This window comes from Sphingobium algorifonticola (genome assembly GCF_004005485.1).
Lineage (GTDB): Bacteria > Pseudomonadota > Alphaproteobacteria > Sphingomonadales > Sphingomonadaceae > Sphingobium > Sphingobium algorifonticola.
Window position 1 is genome coordinate 892,498 of the sequence record NZ_RZUL01000001.1, and the last position, 16,696, is coordinate 909,193.

Below are 16,696 nucleotides of genomic sequence, written 5' to 3' on the forward strand. Positions count from 1 at the left end.
TGTCTCTTTAGATATGGTAAACGCCGCATTTACCCTGCGACGGGCGCGGACCGACTGCGTGCGACCCGAAAGCGGCTCAGTTGCTGCGGACGGGCGCCGGAACGACGAGTTGCGGCAGCGGCTCGCCACCGCTGACCAGATCGAACAGGCTGCCCAGCTTTTGCAGGACGCGATATTCGGCGGCATTCTTGGCCGTCATGTTGGTGATCTGGTTGGCGCGCGCGTTGAACAGGATGTTCTGGCTGTCGAGCAGGTCGAACACGGTGCGGCGTCCTTCACGGAACTGCTGCGCATAAAGCGCCACGACCTTTTCGGCCGACTGGATTTCCGATTCGATCGTGACGATCTTGCCGCGTGCCGCATCGAGCGCGTTGAAGTCGATGCGGATGTCCTGTTCGACTTCGCGGCGGCGGCGATCCAGTTCGTAATCGGCCTGGCGCAGGCGCGCGGAAATGCGGTTGCGCACGGCGATGTCCGCCCCGCCGTTGAAGAAATTATAGGTCATGGTCAGCATTGCGCGGGCATCTTTATTGGTGCCCGTGCGGCCCAGAACATCGTCCCGCCAATTGCCCTGCGCCTGAATGGCGAGGCGCGGAAAGAAGGTGCCGGTCTGGCTGGCGCGCTGACGATCGAGCGAGCGGCGATCCTCCACCGCCTGCGCCATGCGCGGGCTGCGCGTGTCGATCATCGCCACTGCGGCGTCCGCCGTCATCGGCAGCACCGGCGTCGTCGGCGGCAGATCGACCGCAACACCGGGCAGGCGGTTGGTCAGGCGGCGATAGGATTCGCGCGCCTGCTGCAACGCGCTGGTACGATCGAGCAGGATGGCGCGCACATTGTCGAGCCGTGCGGTCGCACGGCTGACGTCGGCCGGTGTCGTGAGGCCAAGGTCTTCCTGAATGGCGACGATCTTGACGATCTTTTCGTTCGCCGCGATTTCCTCATTGGAAAGCTCGACCAGCTTCTGCTGTTGCAGTACACTGAGATAGGCGAGCGACATGTCGTAGGCGATGGCCTCGATCCGCTCGCGCGTGCTCCACTGCGCACTGCGATAGCTTGCGCGGGCGCGCTTGATATCGTTGATCGTCGTGCCCCAGTCCCACAGATTCTGGTTGAGCGTGACGACGCCTTCGCTGCGGCGCAGGTCGGTGTTGGCGCCGATTTGCGGCCGGTTCAGTTCGCCACCGATGGCAACGGTCATGTCCAGCCGGGGCATATAGCCTGCGCGCGCTTCGTGAACGCCATATTTGGCATCATCCTGCCGCGCGAGCGCGATCTGGATCTCGGGATTGGCCTTCAGCGCCTCGACAATCGCGTCACGCAGCGATTCGGTGGCGCCGGCCGGCGGTTCGGCGGCAGCGCGGGCTGCGGCGACGGCTGCGGCGGGATCGACCGGCTGCGGATCGACGGGGATCGGCGGCAGCGTGCCATCGGGCCGTACCGCATAGGGATCGTCGAAGACCGGCAAGGGGGTTTGACCGGATTGCGCCGGTGTGGGCGGTGCCGTCGTCGATGCTGGCGGCACATAGGGCGGCGGCGGCACTACCGGCGCGGACCCGCCATCCTGCGCAAAATCCGACGCCGCCAGTGCGGCGACAGGCGTCCCGTCCGGCAGCGGCCCGGCGACCTTCGCCATGTCCGCAGCCGCGAGCGCGGATCCCGAAACGCACAGTGAAAGCACCAGCGCCAGACGTGCGCCATGCGTCAAACCGACGGAGGGATGCTGTTTCATGCCCTTGCAGACCTTCTCTTTTCCAAACCCCGCGCTGGTCAGCGACGGGCTTGTGACTGTGTTGCAGAAGGGAAATGGGCCAATATGGTTAACATCGAATTAAGCGTAATCGCTCATCGGTGTGCAAGGATCACAGGGGGCGGCGCAGGGCCATGCGCTGCGAAAGGCGCCGCACCATGTCGTCCAGTCGGATAGCTTCGGGAGCTGTAGAGACCGGCGGCGCGGCGTCTTGCATCAGCAGCTGCATCCGACGGCATAGCTGTGTGAAATCGTCCGCCTTGTCGCGCATATGTAGCTCCTGTCCGGTTCGACAAACGACCTACGACAAGATGGTTAACGCAAGATTGTGATCCGGCGGCCGTGCGACCAATGGCCGGGCGGACGCAGCCCTGGATCAGGCCGCCTGTTGCCGTGTTTCCGGCAACAGCCAGCAGGAGACGACGGCGACAGCGAGCGTCGCAACCCCCATGGCGCCGACCACCCCCGGCACGCTTTCCCCGCGCGCCAGCATGACCGTCGCGATCGCCACCACCGCCACCGTGACGAAGGCGTTGACGATGTTGTTCGCGGCGATCGTCCGGCTGCGTTCGGCAACGGGACTATGCGTCTGGAGAATGGCATAGAGCGGGACGATGAACATGCCGCCCGCAAAAGCGATACAGAACAGGTCGGCCATGATCCGCCAGCTTCCCGGGGTTGCGACGAACTGCGCGATGGTGGCATCGCGTGTGACGACGGCATAGGCGGTGGTGGAAAGCCACAGGTCGATCATGCCGCCGGCCATCGCCAGCGCGGCAACCGGCACGAAGCGGGCGGAGACCTGGCCCCGCAGCAGTCGGTTGACGAGCAGCGATCCGCTCGCGACGCTCAGGGAGAAGATCAGCAGAAAGAGCGTGGCGACATCCTGTCGCGCGCCGAGCACGCCACTCACCAGCGGCGCGAACTCCGCCAGCAGGATCGCGCCGACCGCGAAGAACCAGCTGATGCCGAGGATCGAAAGCCAGATGGCGCGTCCACGCCGGGCGGACATCAGGATCGCCCAGGTGCTTTTGAACACATTGCGCTCCACGGTGATGCCGGTGCTCAAGGCAGGCGCGGGCGGGACAAGCAGGCTCATGCCAAAGCCCAGCATGGCGAGGCAGGTGGCGACGATACCGGCTTCCCACGGCGAAATCAGCCCAGCCAGCAACTGGCCGCTCAGGATCGCGACGAAAGTGCCTGCCTCGATCAGGCCGGTGCCGCCCATGATTTCATTGCCGTGCAGATGTTGCGGCAGAATGGAGAATTTGACCGGGCCAAAGATCGTCGAGTGCAGGCCCATCAGAAAGAGGCACAGCAGCAGCAGAGGCACGGATTCCGACCAGAATCCCGTGAGCGCCAAAGCCATGATGCCGATTTCGGCGCCTTTCACGATACGCACCAGCCGCGCCTTGTCCGACGCGTCGGCCAATTGCCCCGCCAGTGCCGAAAACAGGAAATAGGGCAGGATGAAGAGACCCGTCGCGAGCGTCGCCAGCAGTTCCGCCTTGTCCGGCTCCGCGCGATACAGGCTGAAATTGGCGAGGAACAGCAGTGCGAACTTGAACAGATTGTCGTTGAACGCCCCCAGAAACTGGACGACGAACAGCGGGGCAAAGCGCCGCTTGGCGAGCAAAGACAGGTCAGGCGCGGACATCACCGACTATGAACACGACGACTGCACGGGATGCAACCGTCGCCTTCGTCCAGCGACACCTGGCACCCTCCTTCCGCTGCCCCCTTTCGTTGCGCCGCGCCACCTGTTACCCCTGACGTCCATGTCACAAACCAGCCGCATCCTGTTCGCTTTGGTCGTCGGGATCGCTGTCGGCATTATCGGCGCCCGCATGGGCTGGGGCACCGCCGCGACAATCGCCGAACCGATCGGCAATCTGTGGCTCGACGCGCTGCGCATGACCGTGGTGCCGCTGGTCATATCGCTGCTCGTGACGGGCATCGGCCGCACTGCGGACAGTGCGCGCGGCGGCGCATTGGCGCTGCGATCGGTCGTGCTGTTCATCGGGCTGCTCTGGCTGGTGACGCTGATCGCCGCGCTGCTCATCCCTGCACTCCTGCGCCTGTGGCCGATGCCCTCAGCCTCCGCCGCCGCGCTCAATGCCGCACTTGGCCAGTCGCGCGAGGTTGTCGGCGCTGCGCCGGGCCTCGCTGATTTCCTGCGCTCAATCGTTCCCACCAATCCCATTGCCGCGGCCGCCAATGATGCGATGCTGCCACTGATCCTGTTCGCTACGCTGTTCGCGATCGCGACCACACGGCTGGACGCCGACGCGCGCGACCGGATTACCGGACTGTTCGGGGCGATCGAAAAGGCGATGCTGGAAATCGTCAACTGGGTGCTCTGGATCGCACCGCTGGGTGTATTCGCCCTTGCCTTCGTCGTCGGCATGAAAGCGGGTACGGCGGCAATCGGCGCGCTTGCCCACTACATCGTCATCGTGTCCTGCGCGGGACTGGCCGCATGGTCGCTGGCCTATCCGATGGCGCTGTTCGGTGGAAGGGTGCGGCTGCGGGATTTTGTCCGTGCCGTTGCCCCGGCGCAGGCGGTTGCGCTCAGCACCCAGAGTTCGCTCGCGTCACTGCCCGCCATGCTGCGCGGATGCCAGCAGCTTGGCGTGCCGACCGATGTCGCGGGCGTTCCCCTGCCGATCGCCGTCGCGATTTTCCGCGTCACCAGCCCGGCCATGAACCTGGCGGTCGCCCTCTATGTCGCGCATTGGGTCGGCATGGACCTGTCCGCAGGCGCGATCGCCGCCGGGGCTGTCGTGGCGGCCGTCACCACGCTGGGGTCGATCAGCCTGCCGGGGCAGGTCAGTTTTCTGACTTCGATCACGCCGATCGCGCTGGCGATGGGCGTGCCGCTCGCGCCGCTGGCGTTGCTGGTGGCGGTGGAAATGATTCCCGACCTCGTCCGCACTATCGGCAATGTCACCATGGACGTCGCGGCCACCACCGCGCTGGCGCGGAGGCAGGATCGCAACTTGTAATGATTTTTACAACTTATCATTGGTGCAGCGCGGCATAGCTACAGTCTTGCACGAAAGTTGACAGAGTTTCTGCGCGTCCGCCGGTAAACTTCCCTACATCGCGTGCATCGATTTTGCCAGGGAGGCACGCATGACCTATCACGACGACATCCTGAAAACGCGCCAGACGGTCGCCGCACATAACGGCACATGGGACAGTATCGACCCGGAGGCAGTGGCCCGGATGCGTGCGCAGAACCGGTTCCGCACCGGCCTGGACATCGCCCGCTATACCGCAAAAATCATGCGCGCCGACATGGCCGCTTATGATGCAAACCCGGCGAACTACACACAGTCGCTCGGCTGCTGGCACGGGTTCATCGGCCAGCAGAAGATGATTGCCGTCAAGAAGCATTTTGGCACGACGAAGGGGCGTTACCTCTATCTGTCCGGCTGGATGATCGCTGCGCTCCGCAGCGAGTTCGGTCCGCTGCCCGACCAGTCGATGCACGAAAAGACAAGTGTCCCGAAGCTGATCGAAGAGCTTTACACCTTCCTGCGCCAGGCGGATGCGCGCGAACTGGGCATGATGTTCCGCGATCTCGACGCAGCGCGCGCGGCGGGCGATCAGGTGAAGGAAAAGCAGCTTCTGAACGCCATCGATACCTATGAGACGCATGTCGTGCCGATCATTGCCGACATTGATGCCGGGTTTGGCAATGCCGAGGCTACCTATCTGCTCGCCAAGAAGATGATCGAGGCGGGGGCCTGCGCGCTCCAGATCGAAAATCAGGTGTCGGACGAAAAGCAGTGCGGGCATCAGGACGGCAAGGTCACCGTGCCGCATGAGGACTTCCTCGCCAAGATTCGTGCCTGCCGCTACGCGTTCATGGAGCTTGGGGTGGAAGACGGCATCATCGTCGCCCGCACCGACTCGCTGGGCGCAGGCCTCACCAAGCAGATTGCCTTCAGCAAGGAACCGGGCGATCTGGGCGACCAGTATAACAGCTTCCTCGATTGCGAAGAGATTGACGACATTGCGCAGGCGAATGGCGATGTCATCATCAATCGCGACGGCAAGCTGCTGCGTCCCAAGCGTCTTCCCAGCAACCTCTACCAGTTCCGGCCTGGCACGGGCGAGGACCGCTGCGTGCTCGACTGCATCACCTCGCTCCAGAACGGGGCGGACATGCTGTGGATCGAGACGGAAAAGCCGCACATCGCCCAGATCGCAGGCATGGTGGACCGCATTCGCGCCGTCATCCCCAATGCGAAGCTCGTCTACAACAACTCACCTTCGTTCAACTGGACGCTCAATTTCCGGCAGCAGGTGTATGACGCATGGGCCGCGGAAGGGAAGGACATGGCGATTTACGACCGTAATCGCCTGATGAGCGTGGATTACGACATGACGGCGCTGGCCGCGGAAGCCGACGAGCGTATCCGCACATTCCAGCGCGACTCGTCAGCGCGGGCCGGCATTTTCCACCATCTCATCACCTTGCCGACCTATCATACCGCCGCGCTGTCGACCGATAATCTTGCTCGCGAATATTTCGGCGATGCCGGAATGCTGGGCTATGTACTGGGTGTACAGCGGCAGGAAATCCGCCAGGGGATCGCCTGCGTCAAACACCAGAACATGTCCGGCAGCGACATCGGCGACGACCACAAGGAATATTTCGCCGGAGAAGCCGCGCTGAAGGCTGGCGGCGTCCATAACACGATGAACCAGTTCGCCGCCTGACCGGCGTATCGCCAGAAAGGGATATCAAAGGGGAGGTCGCACCGGCGGCCTCCCCCTTTGCCTTCGACCCGCCCGTCATCGGTTAACGCAGGTTAACCCGATGATTTTCATGTCATAAATTGAACAATATTGCCTCTGCCCCGTTGTCTTTCCACAACCATAATCGCTGTCGGAGAGCGTGGCGCATGGCAGTCCCTGTTTTGTTTCCAGATGGTACGCGACGGCAGGTTATCGCCGAATTGCGTGCAGACTATCATGCGCCGGTTGGCAACACGACCGAGCGCTTCGTCCCGGGACGCTTCGTCCAATGTCCGATCAACGCCGACCCGCTGTGGAAATATATCTGGCGCAACGGCCGGTGGATTGCCTGTCCACGATACGGATCGCCGGTCACGCCGTCATCCGGCGATCTGGCGCCATGGTGGACCGGCATTGCCAGCATGACCGACGACGCCCCGCCACCGACTCGCACAGTCATCAGCGATCATCTCAGAGCAGCCTGACCGCTGCACAGAGGGCGCAACTCACCCGGTTGGCGCTACGGCCTTCGTCACTTTGCATTTTTGCGTTTCGCACCGGCGATTCGCGCGACATAACGACCCTCGAAAGCCGCAGACTGTGCGGACGACGAGAGGATATATCGGCCATGGCGCTACCCGCACTGCTTGAAAACCGCCTGGCTGTTCCCGCCATCGCCTCCCCCATGTTCATCATCTCGCAGCCCGACTTGGTGATGGCGCAATGTCGTGCAGGCGTCGTCGGATCGTTCCCGTCGCTCAATGCGCGGCCGTCCGGCGTATTCGAAGAGTGGCTGAAACGGCTCCGCACCGAACTGACCGATCAGGATGCACCGTTTGCGGTCAACCTGATCGTTCACAAGAGCAACCCGCGGCTGGAGGAAGATCTGGCGCTTTGCGTCCGCTATCAGGTGCCGTTCGTCATTACGTCGCTCGGCGCGCGGCCGGACATCAACGATGCGATCCACAGCTATGGCGGCATCGTACTGCACGATGTCATTGACGATCGCTTCGCGCGCAAGGCGGTGGAAAAGGGGGCCGATGGCCTGATCGCCGTAGCGGCGGGCGCGGGCGGCCATGCCGGTACGCTGTCTCCCTTCGCACTCGTCCAGGAAATCCGCCAGTGGTTCGACGGCCCACTCGCCCTGTCCGGCGCGATCGCCACCGGCGATGCGATCCTGGCGGCGCGTGCCATGGGCGCAGACCTTGCCTATATGGGTTCGGTCTTCATCGCCACGCAGGAAGCCTATGCCGAGGACGCCTACAAGCAGATGATCGTCGATTCCAAGGGGGCTGACATCCTCTACAGCAACCTGTTTACCGGCGTGCATGGCAATTATCTGCGCCCCAGCATAGTGCGCGCGGGTCTTGATCCCGACAATCTGCCGGTGTCTGACCCGTCGAAGATGGATTTCGGCGCGGCGCTCGACGGGGCAAAGGCATGGCGCGACATCTGGGGCTGCGGCCAAGGCATCGGCGTGGTCGATGCCGTGGTGCCCACGGCGACGCTGGTCGAACGCCTGGTCCGGGAATATCGCGCTGCCCAGGCGCGTGTCTGCGGCTAAAGGCACAGGCCCATGGACTTTGCGATGCTGCTGCTGCGCTATTTCGGCACGCCCGATCTGGCGGCCGTCGCCCCCGCCGCGCTGGCGGAGGGTGCGGAAAGAATGCGTGTCGATTTCGGCATGGAGACGGACCGGCCGCGCCGCTTTGCATTGTGGACGCTAATGCACATGCTGGGCGTTGCGCCGGACCTGGATGTCGCCTTCAAGGACGAGGCCGATCGTGAGGCTGCGCGCAATTTCATGGATATGGCTATCGCGCTCGAACGGGACGACCAAGATGGCTGAGATCATCAACTTGCGGCGCGCCCGCAAGGCCCGCCAGCGCGCCGAGGCCGAACGGACCGCGGCGGAAAATCGGGCACGCTTTGGTCGCACCAAGGCCGAACGCCATGCCGCGGAACGGGATACCGCACGCATGACGGCGCGGCTGGATGGTGCACGACGCGAAGCGCCGGACATCCCGGACGACCCGGCATTGCCCGAAAACTAACGCCAAACATATGGCACGGGCTGGCGTTTGCCCTCGAACGCTAATGGCCGACCCGCCTATCTGGCTCCCTTGACCGTGCGCAATCGCGCGTGGCGGCAAGGGAGCATCGGCAATGCAGGACATTTTGTGGCTGGCCATTCTGGGCGGGCTGTTCCTCGGGACGGTCGCCTGGGTCCGCCTGTGCGATGACGCATGACCCTGGGCATGAGCAAGGGAACAGCATCATGAACCCCGATTTCTGGCTGGCCGCGATCACCGCCGCAGGCCTTCTCCTGTACCTCGTGGCCGCGCTGCTGCGGCCCGAACGCTTTTAGGGATATTCGCCATGACCTGGCAGGGCTGGACGCTCATCCTCCTTTTCGTCGGCATCCTCGTCGCGCTGGCCAAGCCAGTCGGGCTGTGGCTGTTCGCAATCTACGAAGGCCAGCGCACCCCGCTGCACGCCGTCCTTGGACCAGTCGAGCGCGGCTTCTATCGCCTCGCCGGGATCGACCCGGACGAGGAACAGTCGTGGAAGCGTTATGCGCTGCACATGCTGACGTTCAACCTCGTGCTGCTGCTGTTCACTTATGCGATCCTGCGCTTGCAGGGCCTGTTGCCGTTGAACACGCCCGGCATGGTAGGCCTGACCCCGGACGGGGCCATGAACACCGCGATCAGCTTTACCACCAACACCAACTGGCAATGGTATTCGGGTGAAGCGGCGCTGTCCAACCTCAGCCAAATGCTCGGCCTTACCATCCACAATTTCCTGTCGGCGGCGAGCGGCATTGCGCTGGCCTTCGCCCTGTTCCGCGGATTTGCGCGGCGACAGGCGAACAGCCTGGGCAATTTCTGGGCCGATGTGACGCGGGTCACGCTCTACGTCCTGCTGCCGGTGTGCATCGTCTATGCGATCGTCCTGGTGGCGAGCGGCGTACCGCAGACCTTCACCCAGCAGATCGTGGCCACGACGATGGAAGGCGCGCAGCAGACAATTGCGCTTGGCCCGGTCGCAAGCCAGGAAGCCATCAAGATGCTCGGCACCAATGGTGGTGGCTTCTTCAACGCGAACAGCGCGCATCCGTTCGAAAATCCCAGCGCGTTCGTCAACCTCATTCAGATGCTGTCGATCTTCCTGCTCGGCGTCGGCCTCACTTATTGCTTCGGCAAGGCGGTCGGCAACACGCGGCAGGGGTGGGCGATCCTCTCGGCCATGCTGATCCTGTTTCTCGCAGGCACGACGATCGTCTACTGGCAGGAAGCGGCCAGCACCCCGATGCTCCATGCCCATGGTCTGACCGGCGGCAATATGGAGGGCAAGGAAGTCCGCTTCGGCATTGCCGCCTCCGCCCTCTTCTCGGTCGTCACCACGGCCGCATCCTGCGGCGCGGTCAACGCCATGCATGACAGCTTTACCGCGCTGGGCGGCCTCATCCCCCTGCTCAACATCCAGTTGGGCGAAGTCGTGATCGGCGGCGTCGGGGCGGGCATCTACGGCTTTCTGCTGTTCGCCATCCTTGCGGTGTTCGTTGCGGGGCTGATGGTCGGCCGCACGCCCGAATATGTGGGCAAGAAGATCGAGGCGCGCGAAGTGAAGCTGGCGGTGCTGGCGATCGCCATATTGCCACTGTGTATCCTGGGCGGAACCGCCATCGCCAGCGTAACGACGGCGGGCCTTGCCGGGCCGCTCAACAAGGGGCCGCACGGCTTTTCCGAAATCCTTTACGCCTTCACCAGCGCGGTCGGGAACAACGGATCGGCCTTTGGCGGCATCACCTCGGGCACGCCCTTCTACAACGGCCTGCTGGGTGTGTGCATGTGGCTCGGGCGGTTCTTCGTAATCGTGCCGATGCTGGCCATCGCCGGGAGCCTTGCGGCGAAGAAATATACGCCTGCGACAGCAGGGTCCTTCCCGACGACCGGGGGACTGTGGGTGGGGCTGCTCGTCGGCATCATCCTGATCCTGGGCGGCCTCACCTTCCTGCCGAGCCTCGCGCTCGGTCCCATCGCCGATCATGTCACCATGACGGCCGGCAAAAACTTTTAACGGAGCCTCACATCATGGCCCGCACCGATGGCAAAGCGCCCGCCAAATCGCTGTTCACAGCCGATCTGATCGTACCGGCGATCGCCGATGCTTTCCGCAAGCTCGATCCGCGGCAGTTGATCCGCAACCCGGTGATGTTCGTCACCGCAACCGTCGCCACCCTGCTGACTGTCCTGCTCGTCATCGGGCAGGAGGGCCTGCCGATCGGCTTCAATCTTCAGTTGATCGTCTGGCTGTGGCTGACTGTCCTCTTCGGCACCTTTGCCGAGGCGCTGGCCGAAGGGCGCGGCAAGGCGCAGGCCGCGTCCTTGCGCGACACCAAGGCGGAACTGAAGGCCAAGCGCCTGCTCGCCAAGGGTGCAGGGCATGAAGCCGTGGCCGCCAGCGCGCTGCATGTCGGCGATGTCGTGCTGGTCGAAACCGGCGATCTGATCCCGTCCGACGGCGAAGTGATCGAGGGCGTCGCGTCCGTGAACGAAGCGGCCATTACCGGGGAAAGCGCGCCCGTCATCCGGGAAGCGGGCGGCGACCGGTCCGCCGTGACGGCGGGCACCCGCGTCATATCCGACCAGATCAAGGTCCGTGTCACCGTGGAGCCGGGCCAGGGTTTCCTCGACCGCATGATCGCGCTGGTCGAAGGCGCCGAGCGGCAGAAAACGCCCAATGAAATCGCCCTCACCATCCTGCTGGTGGGCCTCACGATCATCTTCCTGATCGCCGTCGGCACCATTCCCTTTTTCGCACGCTATGCGGGCGGCGGGATCCCCGTCGCCATTCTCGCCGCGCTGCTCATAACGCTGATCCCGACGACCATCGCTGCCTTGCTGTCCGCCATCGGCATAGCGGGGATGGACCGGCTGGTGCGCTTCAACGTGCTCGCCAAATCCGGCCGCGCGGTCGAGGCGGCGGGCGATATCGACGTGCTGCTGCTCGACAAGACCGGCACGATCACGATCGGCGACCGTCAGGCCAGCGAGTTCCGCATATTGTCGGGCATCGATCGCAACATGATGGCGACCGCCGCACTGCTCGCCAGCCTGGCCGACGAAACGCCCGAAGGCCGCTCGATCGTCACCCTGGCGCGCGAAAGCTTCGGCATCGCGACGACACAGTTGCCCAAGGGTACCGAAGTCATTCCCTTCACCGCGCAGACCCGCATTTCGGGCGTGAAGATCGGCGACAGCCTGATTCAGAAGGGCGCCGTCGATTCGATCCTGAAGGCCAATCCGGGTATCGCCGAAACCGCCGCCGCGACCGAACTGCGCCGCATCACCGACGAGATCGCCCGCGCGGGCGGCACGCCGCTCGCCGTGGCGCAGGACGGCGTGCTGCTGGGCGCGGTGTTTCTGAAAGACATCGTGAAAGCGGGTATCCGCGAACGCTTCGCCGAGCTGCGCCGCATGGGCATCCGCACGGTGATGATTACCGGCGACAATCCGCTGACCGCCGCCGCGATCGCCGCCGAAGCGGGCGTCGACGATTTCCTGGCGCAGGCGACGCCCGAGGACAAGCTGGCGCTGATCCGCAAGGAACAGGCCGAAGGCCGCCTGGTCGCGATGTGCGGCGACGGGACGAACGACGCCCCTGCCCTCGCCCAGGCCGATGTCGGCGTGGCCATGAACACGGGGACGCAGGCCGCGCGCGAAGCGGGCAACATGGTCGATCTGGACAGCGACCCCACCAAGCTGATCGAAGTGGTGGGCCTGGGCAAGCAACTGCTGATGACGCGCGGCAGCCTCACGACCTTTTCGGTCGCCAATGACGTGGCGAAATATTTCGCGATCATCCCGGCGATGTTCACGGTGCTCTACCCCGGGCTTGGCGTGCTCAACGTGATGCGCCTCGCCAGCCCGGAAAGCGCGATCCTGTCGGCCATCATCTTCAATGCGATCATCATTCCGATGCTGGTGCCGCTGGCGCTCAAGGGGGTGAAATACACGCCCATGGAAGCCGGATCACTGCTGCGGCGCAACCTTGCGATCTATGGCCTTGGCGGCCTGATCGCGCCGTTCGTCGGCATCAAGATCATCGACCTCGCCGTCACCGGCCTCGGCCTCGCCTGAGCGATCGAAGGACAAATCATGCTGAACCACCTCACCTCCGCCCTGCGCCCCGCGATCGTCATGACGATCCTCTTCGCCCTGTTGCTGGGCCTTGCCTATCCCGCCGCGATTACCGGCATCGGGCAGGCGCTGTTCCCTGCGCAGGCCAACGGCAGCCTGATCCGCGATGGCGGGCGTATCGTCGGGTCCGAGCTGCTGGCGCAGGGTTTCGCGCAGCCCAGCTATTTCCATCCCCGTCCCTCCGCTGCAGGCAAAGGCTATGACGCGCTGGCGTCGGCCGGTTCCAACCTGGGCCCGGCCAGCGCCGCGCTGAAGGATCGGGTGGATGCCGACGTGACGGCGATCCGTGCCGAAGGTGTTACCGGGCCGATTCCCGCGGACATGGTGACTGCCTCCGGCTCCGGTCTCGATCCGCACATCTCCCCTGCCAATGCGCAGGCGCAGGTCGCGCGCGTCGCGCAGGCGCGCGGGATCGATGCCGCCCGTATTCGTGCGCTGGTCGATGGCGCGGTCGAAAAACCGTTGCTCGGTTTTCTGGGCGAGCCGCGTGTCAACGTTCTGCTGCTCAATAGACAGCTTGACCGGATCGGGACTACACCGGCACGGTGAACGACAGCCCTCGTCCCGATCCCGATGCCCTGCTGCGCGCCGCAGCGCAGGAATCGCGCGGCAAGCTCAAGATATTTCTGGGTGCCGCGCCGGGTGTCGGCAAGACTTACGAAATGCTGTCCGAAGGGCGCGCGCGACAGGCGGCGGGGGTCGATGTGGTCGTCGGTGTGGTCGAAACGCATGGGCGGAAAGAAACAGCCGCGCTGATCGCGGGGCTCGAAGTACTGCCCCGCGCCCCCGTCGACTATGAAGGGCGCGTCCTTCAGGAAATGGATCTCGACGGGCTGCTGGCCCGCGCGCCTGCCCTGGCGCTGGTCGATGAACTGGCCCACAGCAATGCGGCGGGCAGCCGCCATCCCAAACGCTATCAGGATGTCGAGGAACTGCTGGCGGCGGGCATCGACGTCTATTCCACGCTCAATATCCAGCATGTCGAAAGTCTGAACGATGTCGTTGCGTCGTTCACGCGCGTGCGGGTGCGCGAAACGGTGCCCGACAGCATTATCGAAATGGCCGACATCGAAGTCGTCGATATCCCTCCCGACGAGCTGATCGAACGGCTGCGCGACGGCAAGGTCTATGTGCCGGAAGAAGCCACGCGTGCGCTCCAGCATTTCTTTTCCAAATCGAACCTGTCCGCCCTGCGTGAACTGGCGCTGCGCCGCGCGGCGCAGGCGGTCGATCAGCAGATGCTCGATCATGTCCGCGCGCTCGGCCAGGGCGGCACATGGGCGGCCAGCGAGCGGATCGTCGTGGCGGTCAGCGAACAGCCCGGTGCGGACGGCCTTGTCCGCGCGACCAAGCGGATTGCCGATGCGATGCGCGCACCGTGGACGGCGCTCTATGTCGAAACGCCACGCAGCGCGAGCTTCGGCGAGGACGCGCACCGGTCTCTGGCGGCCGCGCTCAACCTCGCGATGCAACTGGGCGGCGATGTTGCCACCGTGCCCGCTGCCGATGTGGTGAGCGGCATCAAGAGCTTCGTCACGGACGCGCGCGCGACCCAGCTTGTCGTCGGCAAGTCGAACCGCTCGCGCCTGTTCGAGCTACGCCACGGATCGGTCGTCGATCAACTGGTGCGCGAGACGCCGGGCGTCGCGGTCCATGTTCTGCCGATGGAGGGCGGCGTAGCCCCGGCACCCCGGACGAGCCGCAAACGTGTCGCGGCGGGCAGCTGGGGCCCGCCCGCCGCCTATGTCTGGACGCTCGTGATGGTCGCAGTGGTGACGGCGCTCGGCTCGACGCTGTTCCACATTCTCGATCTGGGCAATGTCTCGCTGCTCTATCTGTTGCCGGTGATGGCCGCCGCCAGCGTCTTCGGGTTGCGCGCGGGCTTGTTCGCGGGCGTCGCATCCAGCCTTGCTTATAATTTCTTCTTCCTGCCGCCCACCGGTACACTGACGGTCAACAATCCGGAGAATATCATCTCGATCTTCGTACTGATCGGGGTTGCGACCGTGACGAGCCAGTTGACGGCGCGCGTGCGGGTGCAGGCGGACCTGGCCGCAGCGAGCGCGCGCACCAACGCCACGCTGGCCGGTTTCCTGCGCCGCCTGACCAGCCTGGGCGAGGCGGACGGGCTGGCGCAGGCGATCTGTGAGGAAGTCGGGCGGCTGTTCGCGCTGCGCACCGTGCTGGTGACGCAGGGACCGGGCGGGCTGGAAATCACTGGCACCAATTCACCCGGTGTCCGATTGGAAACGATGGAGCTGGCCTCCGCACAATGGGCGCTGGACCATGGCCAGCCGGCCGGACGCGGATCGGGCACGCTGACCGCCTCCGACTGGCTGTTCCGGCCACTGGTGGCGGGCGAACGGACGCTGGCGGTGCTGGGGCTGGCACGCGACGATGGCGGCGATCCCGTCCGCTCGGACCAGTTGCCGCTGCTGATGGGTCTGCTCGACCAGTCGGCCGTCGCGCTTGAGCGGTTGCGACTGGGGGAGGAAATGCGGGACATAGAAACGGTGCGCGAGCGGGACCGGCTGCGCGCCGCGCTGCTCTCCTCGGTCGGGCATGACCTGCGTACGCCGCTGACCGCCATCGTCGGCGCGGCGGAAGCGCTGGAAAATGGCGCGACGCCCGAACTGGTCGCGACCATCCGCGGCGAGGCCGAACGCCTGCGCCGCTTTGTCGCCAATCTGCTCGACATGGCACGGGTGGAGGCAGGCGCGCTGCAACTGGCGCTCGACCCGACCGACCTGACCGACGCGGTGGCCGCCGCCGTGCAGGATACACGGCAGGTGCTGGGCGACCGCCCGATCACGCTGGACGTGTCCCCCGCCCTGCCCCTCGTCCGGCTCGATCCGCGTCTTTTCCACCATTGCCTCATCAACCTGCTCGACAATGCGGGGCGATACGGCAAGCCGGGTACGCCGATCCTGGTCAAAGCCGAACGCGAAGCCGACGGCCTCAAGCTGTCCATTCTCGACGAAGGCCCCGGCTTGCGCCCGGGCAGCGAAGCCGCCGTGTTCGATACCTTCCGCCGCATCGAAGGATCGGACCGCACGCCAGGCGGCACCGGGCTTGGTCTTGCCATCGTCAAGGGCTTTGCCGAGGCGATGGGGGCATCGGTCGGTGCCGCGAATCGGGCCGATGGCTCCGGGGCATGCTTTACCCTGCGTTTTCCCGACGCCATGCTGGTGCGGGCGATGGAGGAGAGCGAAGCATGAGCCGCCCCGTGACCATGCCGCTGGTCCTGGTGGTCGATGACGAAGCGCCGATCCGTCGCCTGTGCCGCGCCATGCTGCATCGCGCGGACTATCGCGTCGCCGAGGCAGGCACCGCCGCGGAGGCGATGACCATGGTCGCGGCCGAGCATCCCGATCTCGTCCTGCTCGACCTTGGCCTGCCCGATCGTGACGGGCTGGAGCTGGTGCCGCTGCTGAAAAAGCAGGGTGCCGCCGTGGTGATCGTTTCCGCGCGCGAGGCGACCGAGGAGAAAGTCGCCGCGCTCGATCTGGGGGCGGACGACTATGTGACCAAGCCGTTCGACAGCGAGGAATTGCGCGCGCGGGTCCGCGTCGCCTTGCGGCATCGCATATCCGGCGGCGCGGCGAGCGGGCCGGTGGCGATCGGGGCAGTGACGATCGATCTCGACCGGCATCGCGTGACCCTGGCCGACGTGGACGTCCATCTGACGCGCAAGGAGTTTGCGATACTGGCCCTGCTGGCGGCGGCACCCGGCCGCGTGCTGACGCATCAGCATCTGCTGCGCACGGTATGGCCGGACGCTTATGATCCGCCGGTCGAATATCTGCGCCTTGTCGTCCGCAATCTGCGGCAGAAGCTGGAGCAGGACCCGGCAAAGCCGACGCTTATCATCAACGAACTGGGCGTTGGCTATCGCCTGGCAGGCTGAAGCCGTTGCAGCGCGCGCACTTGTCCCACCGCAAATATCATCCCCGATTCGCCGTCACCGCCATTGAGCCGCGCGGATATGCGT

General features: G+C 64.7%; 15 protein-coding genes. 12 read left to right on the top strand and 3 right to left on the bottom strand.

Annotation, left to right across the window (positions count from 1 at the left end; genetic code table 11):
• Positions 1-76: 76 nt before the first annotated feature.
• From ENE74_RS04090 to ENE74_RS04095, 3 genes are all read right to left on the bottom strand, one after another.
• Positions 77-1,732 carry a TolC family outer membrane protein gene (locus ENE74_RS04090; RefSeq protein WP_127689327.1) on the bottom strand — a complete coding sequence of 552 codons (1,656 nt, stop codon included), beginning with the start codon at positions 1,730-1,732 and terminating at the stop codon, positions 77-79.
• Positions 1,733-1,862: 130 nt separating this feature from the next.
• Complete coding sequence (locus ENE74_RS18455) at positions 1,863-2,021, bottom strand: hypothetical protein (protein WP_241241809.1); 159 nt, start codon at positions 2,019-2,021, stop codon at positions 1,863-1,865.
• A 105-nt stretch (positions 2,022-2,126) separates the two neighbouring features.
• Positions 2,127-3,407: an MFS transporter gene (locus tag ENE74_RS04095; RefSeq protein ID WP_241241810.1), complete on the bottom strand. Its 1,281-nt coding sequence runs from the start codon at positions 3,405-3,407 to the stop codon at positions 2,127-2,129.
• 121 nt (positions 3,408-3,528) lie between these two features.
• Here ENE74_RS04095 and ENE74_RS04100 point away from each other — a divergent pair, with 121 nt between their 5' ends.
• The 12 genes from ENE74_RS04100 to ENE74_RS04155 all read left to right on the top strand — a co-directional run bounded on the left by ENE74_RS04100 (position 3,529) and on the right by ENE74_RS04155 (position 16,612).
• Positions 3,529-4,755, top strand: a complete 1,227-nt coding sequence (locus ENE74_RS04100; RefSeq protein WP_127689328.1) for a dicarboxylate/amino acid:cation symporter — start codon at positions 3,529-3,531, stop codon at positions 4,753-4,755.
• A gap of 130 nt (positions 4,756-4,885) precedes the next feature.
• Entirely contained in the window at positions 4,886-6,481 is a 1,596-nt protein-coding gene (locus ENE74_RS04105) for an isocitrate lyase (protein WP_127689329.1), read from the top strand.
• Between the two features lie 185 nt (positions 6,482-6,666).
• Positions 6,667-6,984 carry a hypothetical protein gene (locus ENE74_RS04110; RefSeq protein WP_127689330.1) on the top strand — a complete coding sequence of 106 codons (318 nt, stop codon included), beginning with the start codon at positions 6,667-6,669 and terminating at the stop codon, positions 6,982-6,984.
• 143 nt (positions 6,985-7,127) lie between these two features.
• Positions 7,128-8,063 carry an NAD(P)H-dependent flavin oxidoreductase gene (locus tag ENE74_RS04115; protein WP_127689331.1) on the top strand — a complete coding sequence of 312 codons (936 nt, stop codon included), beginning with the start codon at positions 7,128-7,130 and terminating at the stop codon, positions 8,061-8,063.
• A 12-nt stretch (positions 8,064-8,075) separates the two neighbouring features.
• The gene (locus ENE74_RS04120) at positions 8,076-8,348 is read left to right on the top strand and encodes a hypothetical protein (protein WP_127689332.1); all 273 of its coding nucleotides are present in this window, start codon (positions 8,076-8,078) and stop codon (positions 8,346-8,348) included.
• A complete protein-coding gene (locus ENE74_RS04125; RefSeq protein WP_127689333.1) occupies positions 8,341-8,553 on the top strand; it encodes a DUF4169 family protein in 213 nt (70 codons plus the stop codon). The genes ENE74_RS04120 and ENE74_RS04125 overlap by 8 nt, the downstream gene beginning before the upstream one ends.
• A gap of 224 nt (positions 8,554-8,777) precedes the next feature.
• On the top strand, positions 8,778-8,867 hold the full coding sequence (gene kdpF / locus ENE74_RS04130; protein WP_127689334.1) for a K(+)-transporting ATPase subunit F: 90 nt from the start codon (positions 8,778-8,780) through the stop codon (positions 8,865-8,867).
• 11 nt (positions 8,868-8,878) lie between these two features.
• Complete coding sequence (kdpA, locus tag ENE74_RS04135; protein ID WP_127689335.1) at positions 8,879-10,582, top strand: potassium-transporting ATPase subunit KdpA; 1,704 nt, start codon at positions 8,879-8,881, stop codon at positions 10,580-10,582.
• A gap of 14 nt (positions 10,583-10,596) precedes the next feature.
• Complete coding sequence (kdpB, locus tag ENE74_RS04140; protein WP_127689336.1) at positions 10,597-12,645, top strand: potassium-transporting ATPase subunit KdpB; 2,049 nt, start codon at positions 10,597-10,599, stop codon at positions 12,643-12,645.
• 18 nt (positions 12,646-12,663) lie between these two features.
• Complete coding sequence (gene kdpC, locus ENE74_RS04145) at positions 12,664-13,254, top strand: potassium-transporting ATPase subunit KdpC (protein ID WP_127689337.1); 591 nt, start codon at positions 12,664-12,666, stop codon at positions 13,252-13,254.
• Positions 13,251-15,923: a sensor histidine kinase gene (locus ENE74_RS04150; protein ID WP_127689338.1), complete on the top strand. Its 2,673-nt coding sequence runs from the start codon at positions 13,251-13,253 to the stop codon at positions 15,921-15,923. Before kdpC ends, ENE74_RS04150 begins: the two co-directional genes overlap by 4 nt.
• On the top strand, positions 15,920-16,612 hold the full coding sequence (locus ENE74_RS04155) for a response regulator (RefSeq protein ID WP_241241811.1): 693 nt from the start codon (positions 15,920-15,922) through the stop codon (positions 16,610-16,612). Before ENE74_RS04150 ends, ENE74_RS04155 begins: the two co-directional genes overlap by 4 nt.
• Positions 16,613-16,696: the final 84 nt, after the last annotated feature.

Coding starts and splice junctions, on each gene's coding strand:
- ENE74_RS04090 (WP_127689327.1), bottom strand. CDS start 1,732: ATGAAACAGCATCCCTCCGTCGGTTTGACGCATGGCGCACGTCTGGCG.
- ENE74_RS18455 (WP_241241809.1), bottom strand. CDS start 2,021: ATGCGCGACAAGGCGGACGATTTCACACAGCTATGCCGTCGGATGCAG.
- ENE74_RS04095 (WP_241241810.1), bottom strand. CDS start 3,407: ATGTCCGCGCCTGACCTGTCTTTGCTCGCCAAGCGGCGCTTTGCCCCG.
- ENE74_RS04100 (WP_127689328.1), top strand. CDS start 3,529: ATGTCACAAACCAGCCGCATCCTGTTCGCTTTGGTCGTCGGGATCGCT.
- ENE74_RS04105 (WP_127689329.1), top strand. CDS start 4,886: ATGACCTATCACGACGACATCCTGAAAACGCGCCAGACGGTCGCCGCA.
- ENE74_RS04110 (WP_127689330.1), top strand. CDS start 6,667: ATGGCAGTCCCTGTTTTGTTTCCAGATGGTACGCGACGGCAGGTTATC.
- ENE74_RS04115 (WP_127689331.1), top strand. CDS start 7,128: ATGGCGCTACCCGCACTGCTTGAAAACCGCCTGGCTGTTCCCGCCATC.
- ENE74_RS04120 (WP_127689332.1), top strand. CDS start 8,076: ATGGACTTTGCGATGCTGCTGCTGCGCTATTTCGGCACGCCCGATCTG.
- ENE74_RS04125 (WP_127689333.1), top strand. CDS start 8,341: ATGGCTGAGATCATCAACTTGCGGCGCGCCCGCAAGGCCCGCCAGCGC.
- kdpF (WP_127689334.1), top strand. CDS start 8,778: ATGAACCCCGATTTCTGGCTGGCCGCGATCACCGCCGCAGGCCTTCTC.
- kdpA (WP_127689335.1), top strand. CDS start 8,879: ATGACCTGGCAGGGCTGGACGCTCATCCTCCTTTTCGTCGGCATCCTC.
- kdpB (WP_127689336.1), top strand. CDS start 10,597: ATGGCCCGCACCGATGGCAAAGCGCCCGCCAAATCGCTGTTCACAGCC.
- kdpC (WP_127689337.1), top strand. CDS start 12,664: ATGCTGAACCACCTCACCTCCGCCCTGCGCCCCGCGATCGTCATGACG.
- ENE74_RS04155 (WP_241241811.1), top strand. CDS start 15,920: ATGAGCCGCCCCGTGACCATGCCGCTGGTCCTGGTGGTCGATGACGAA.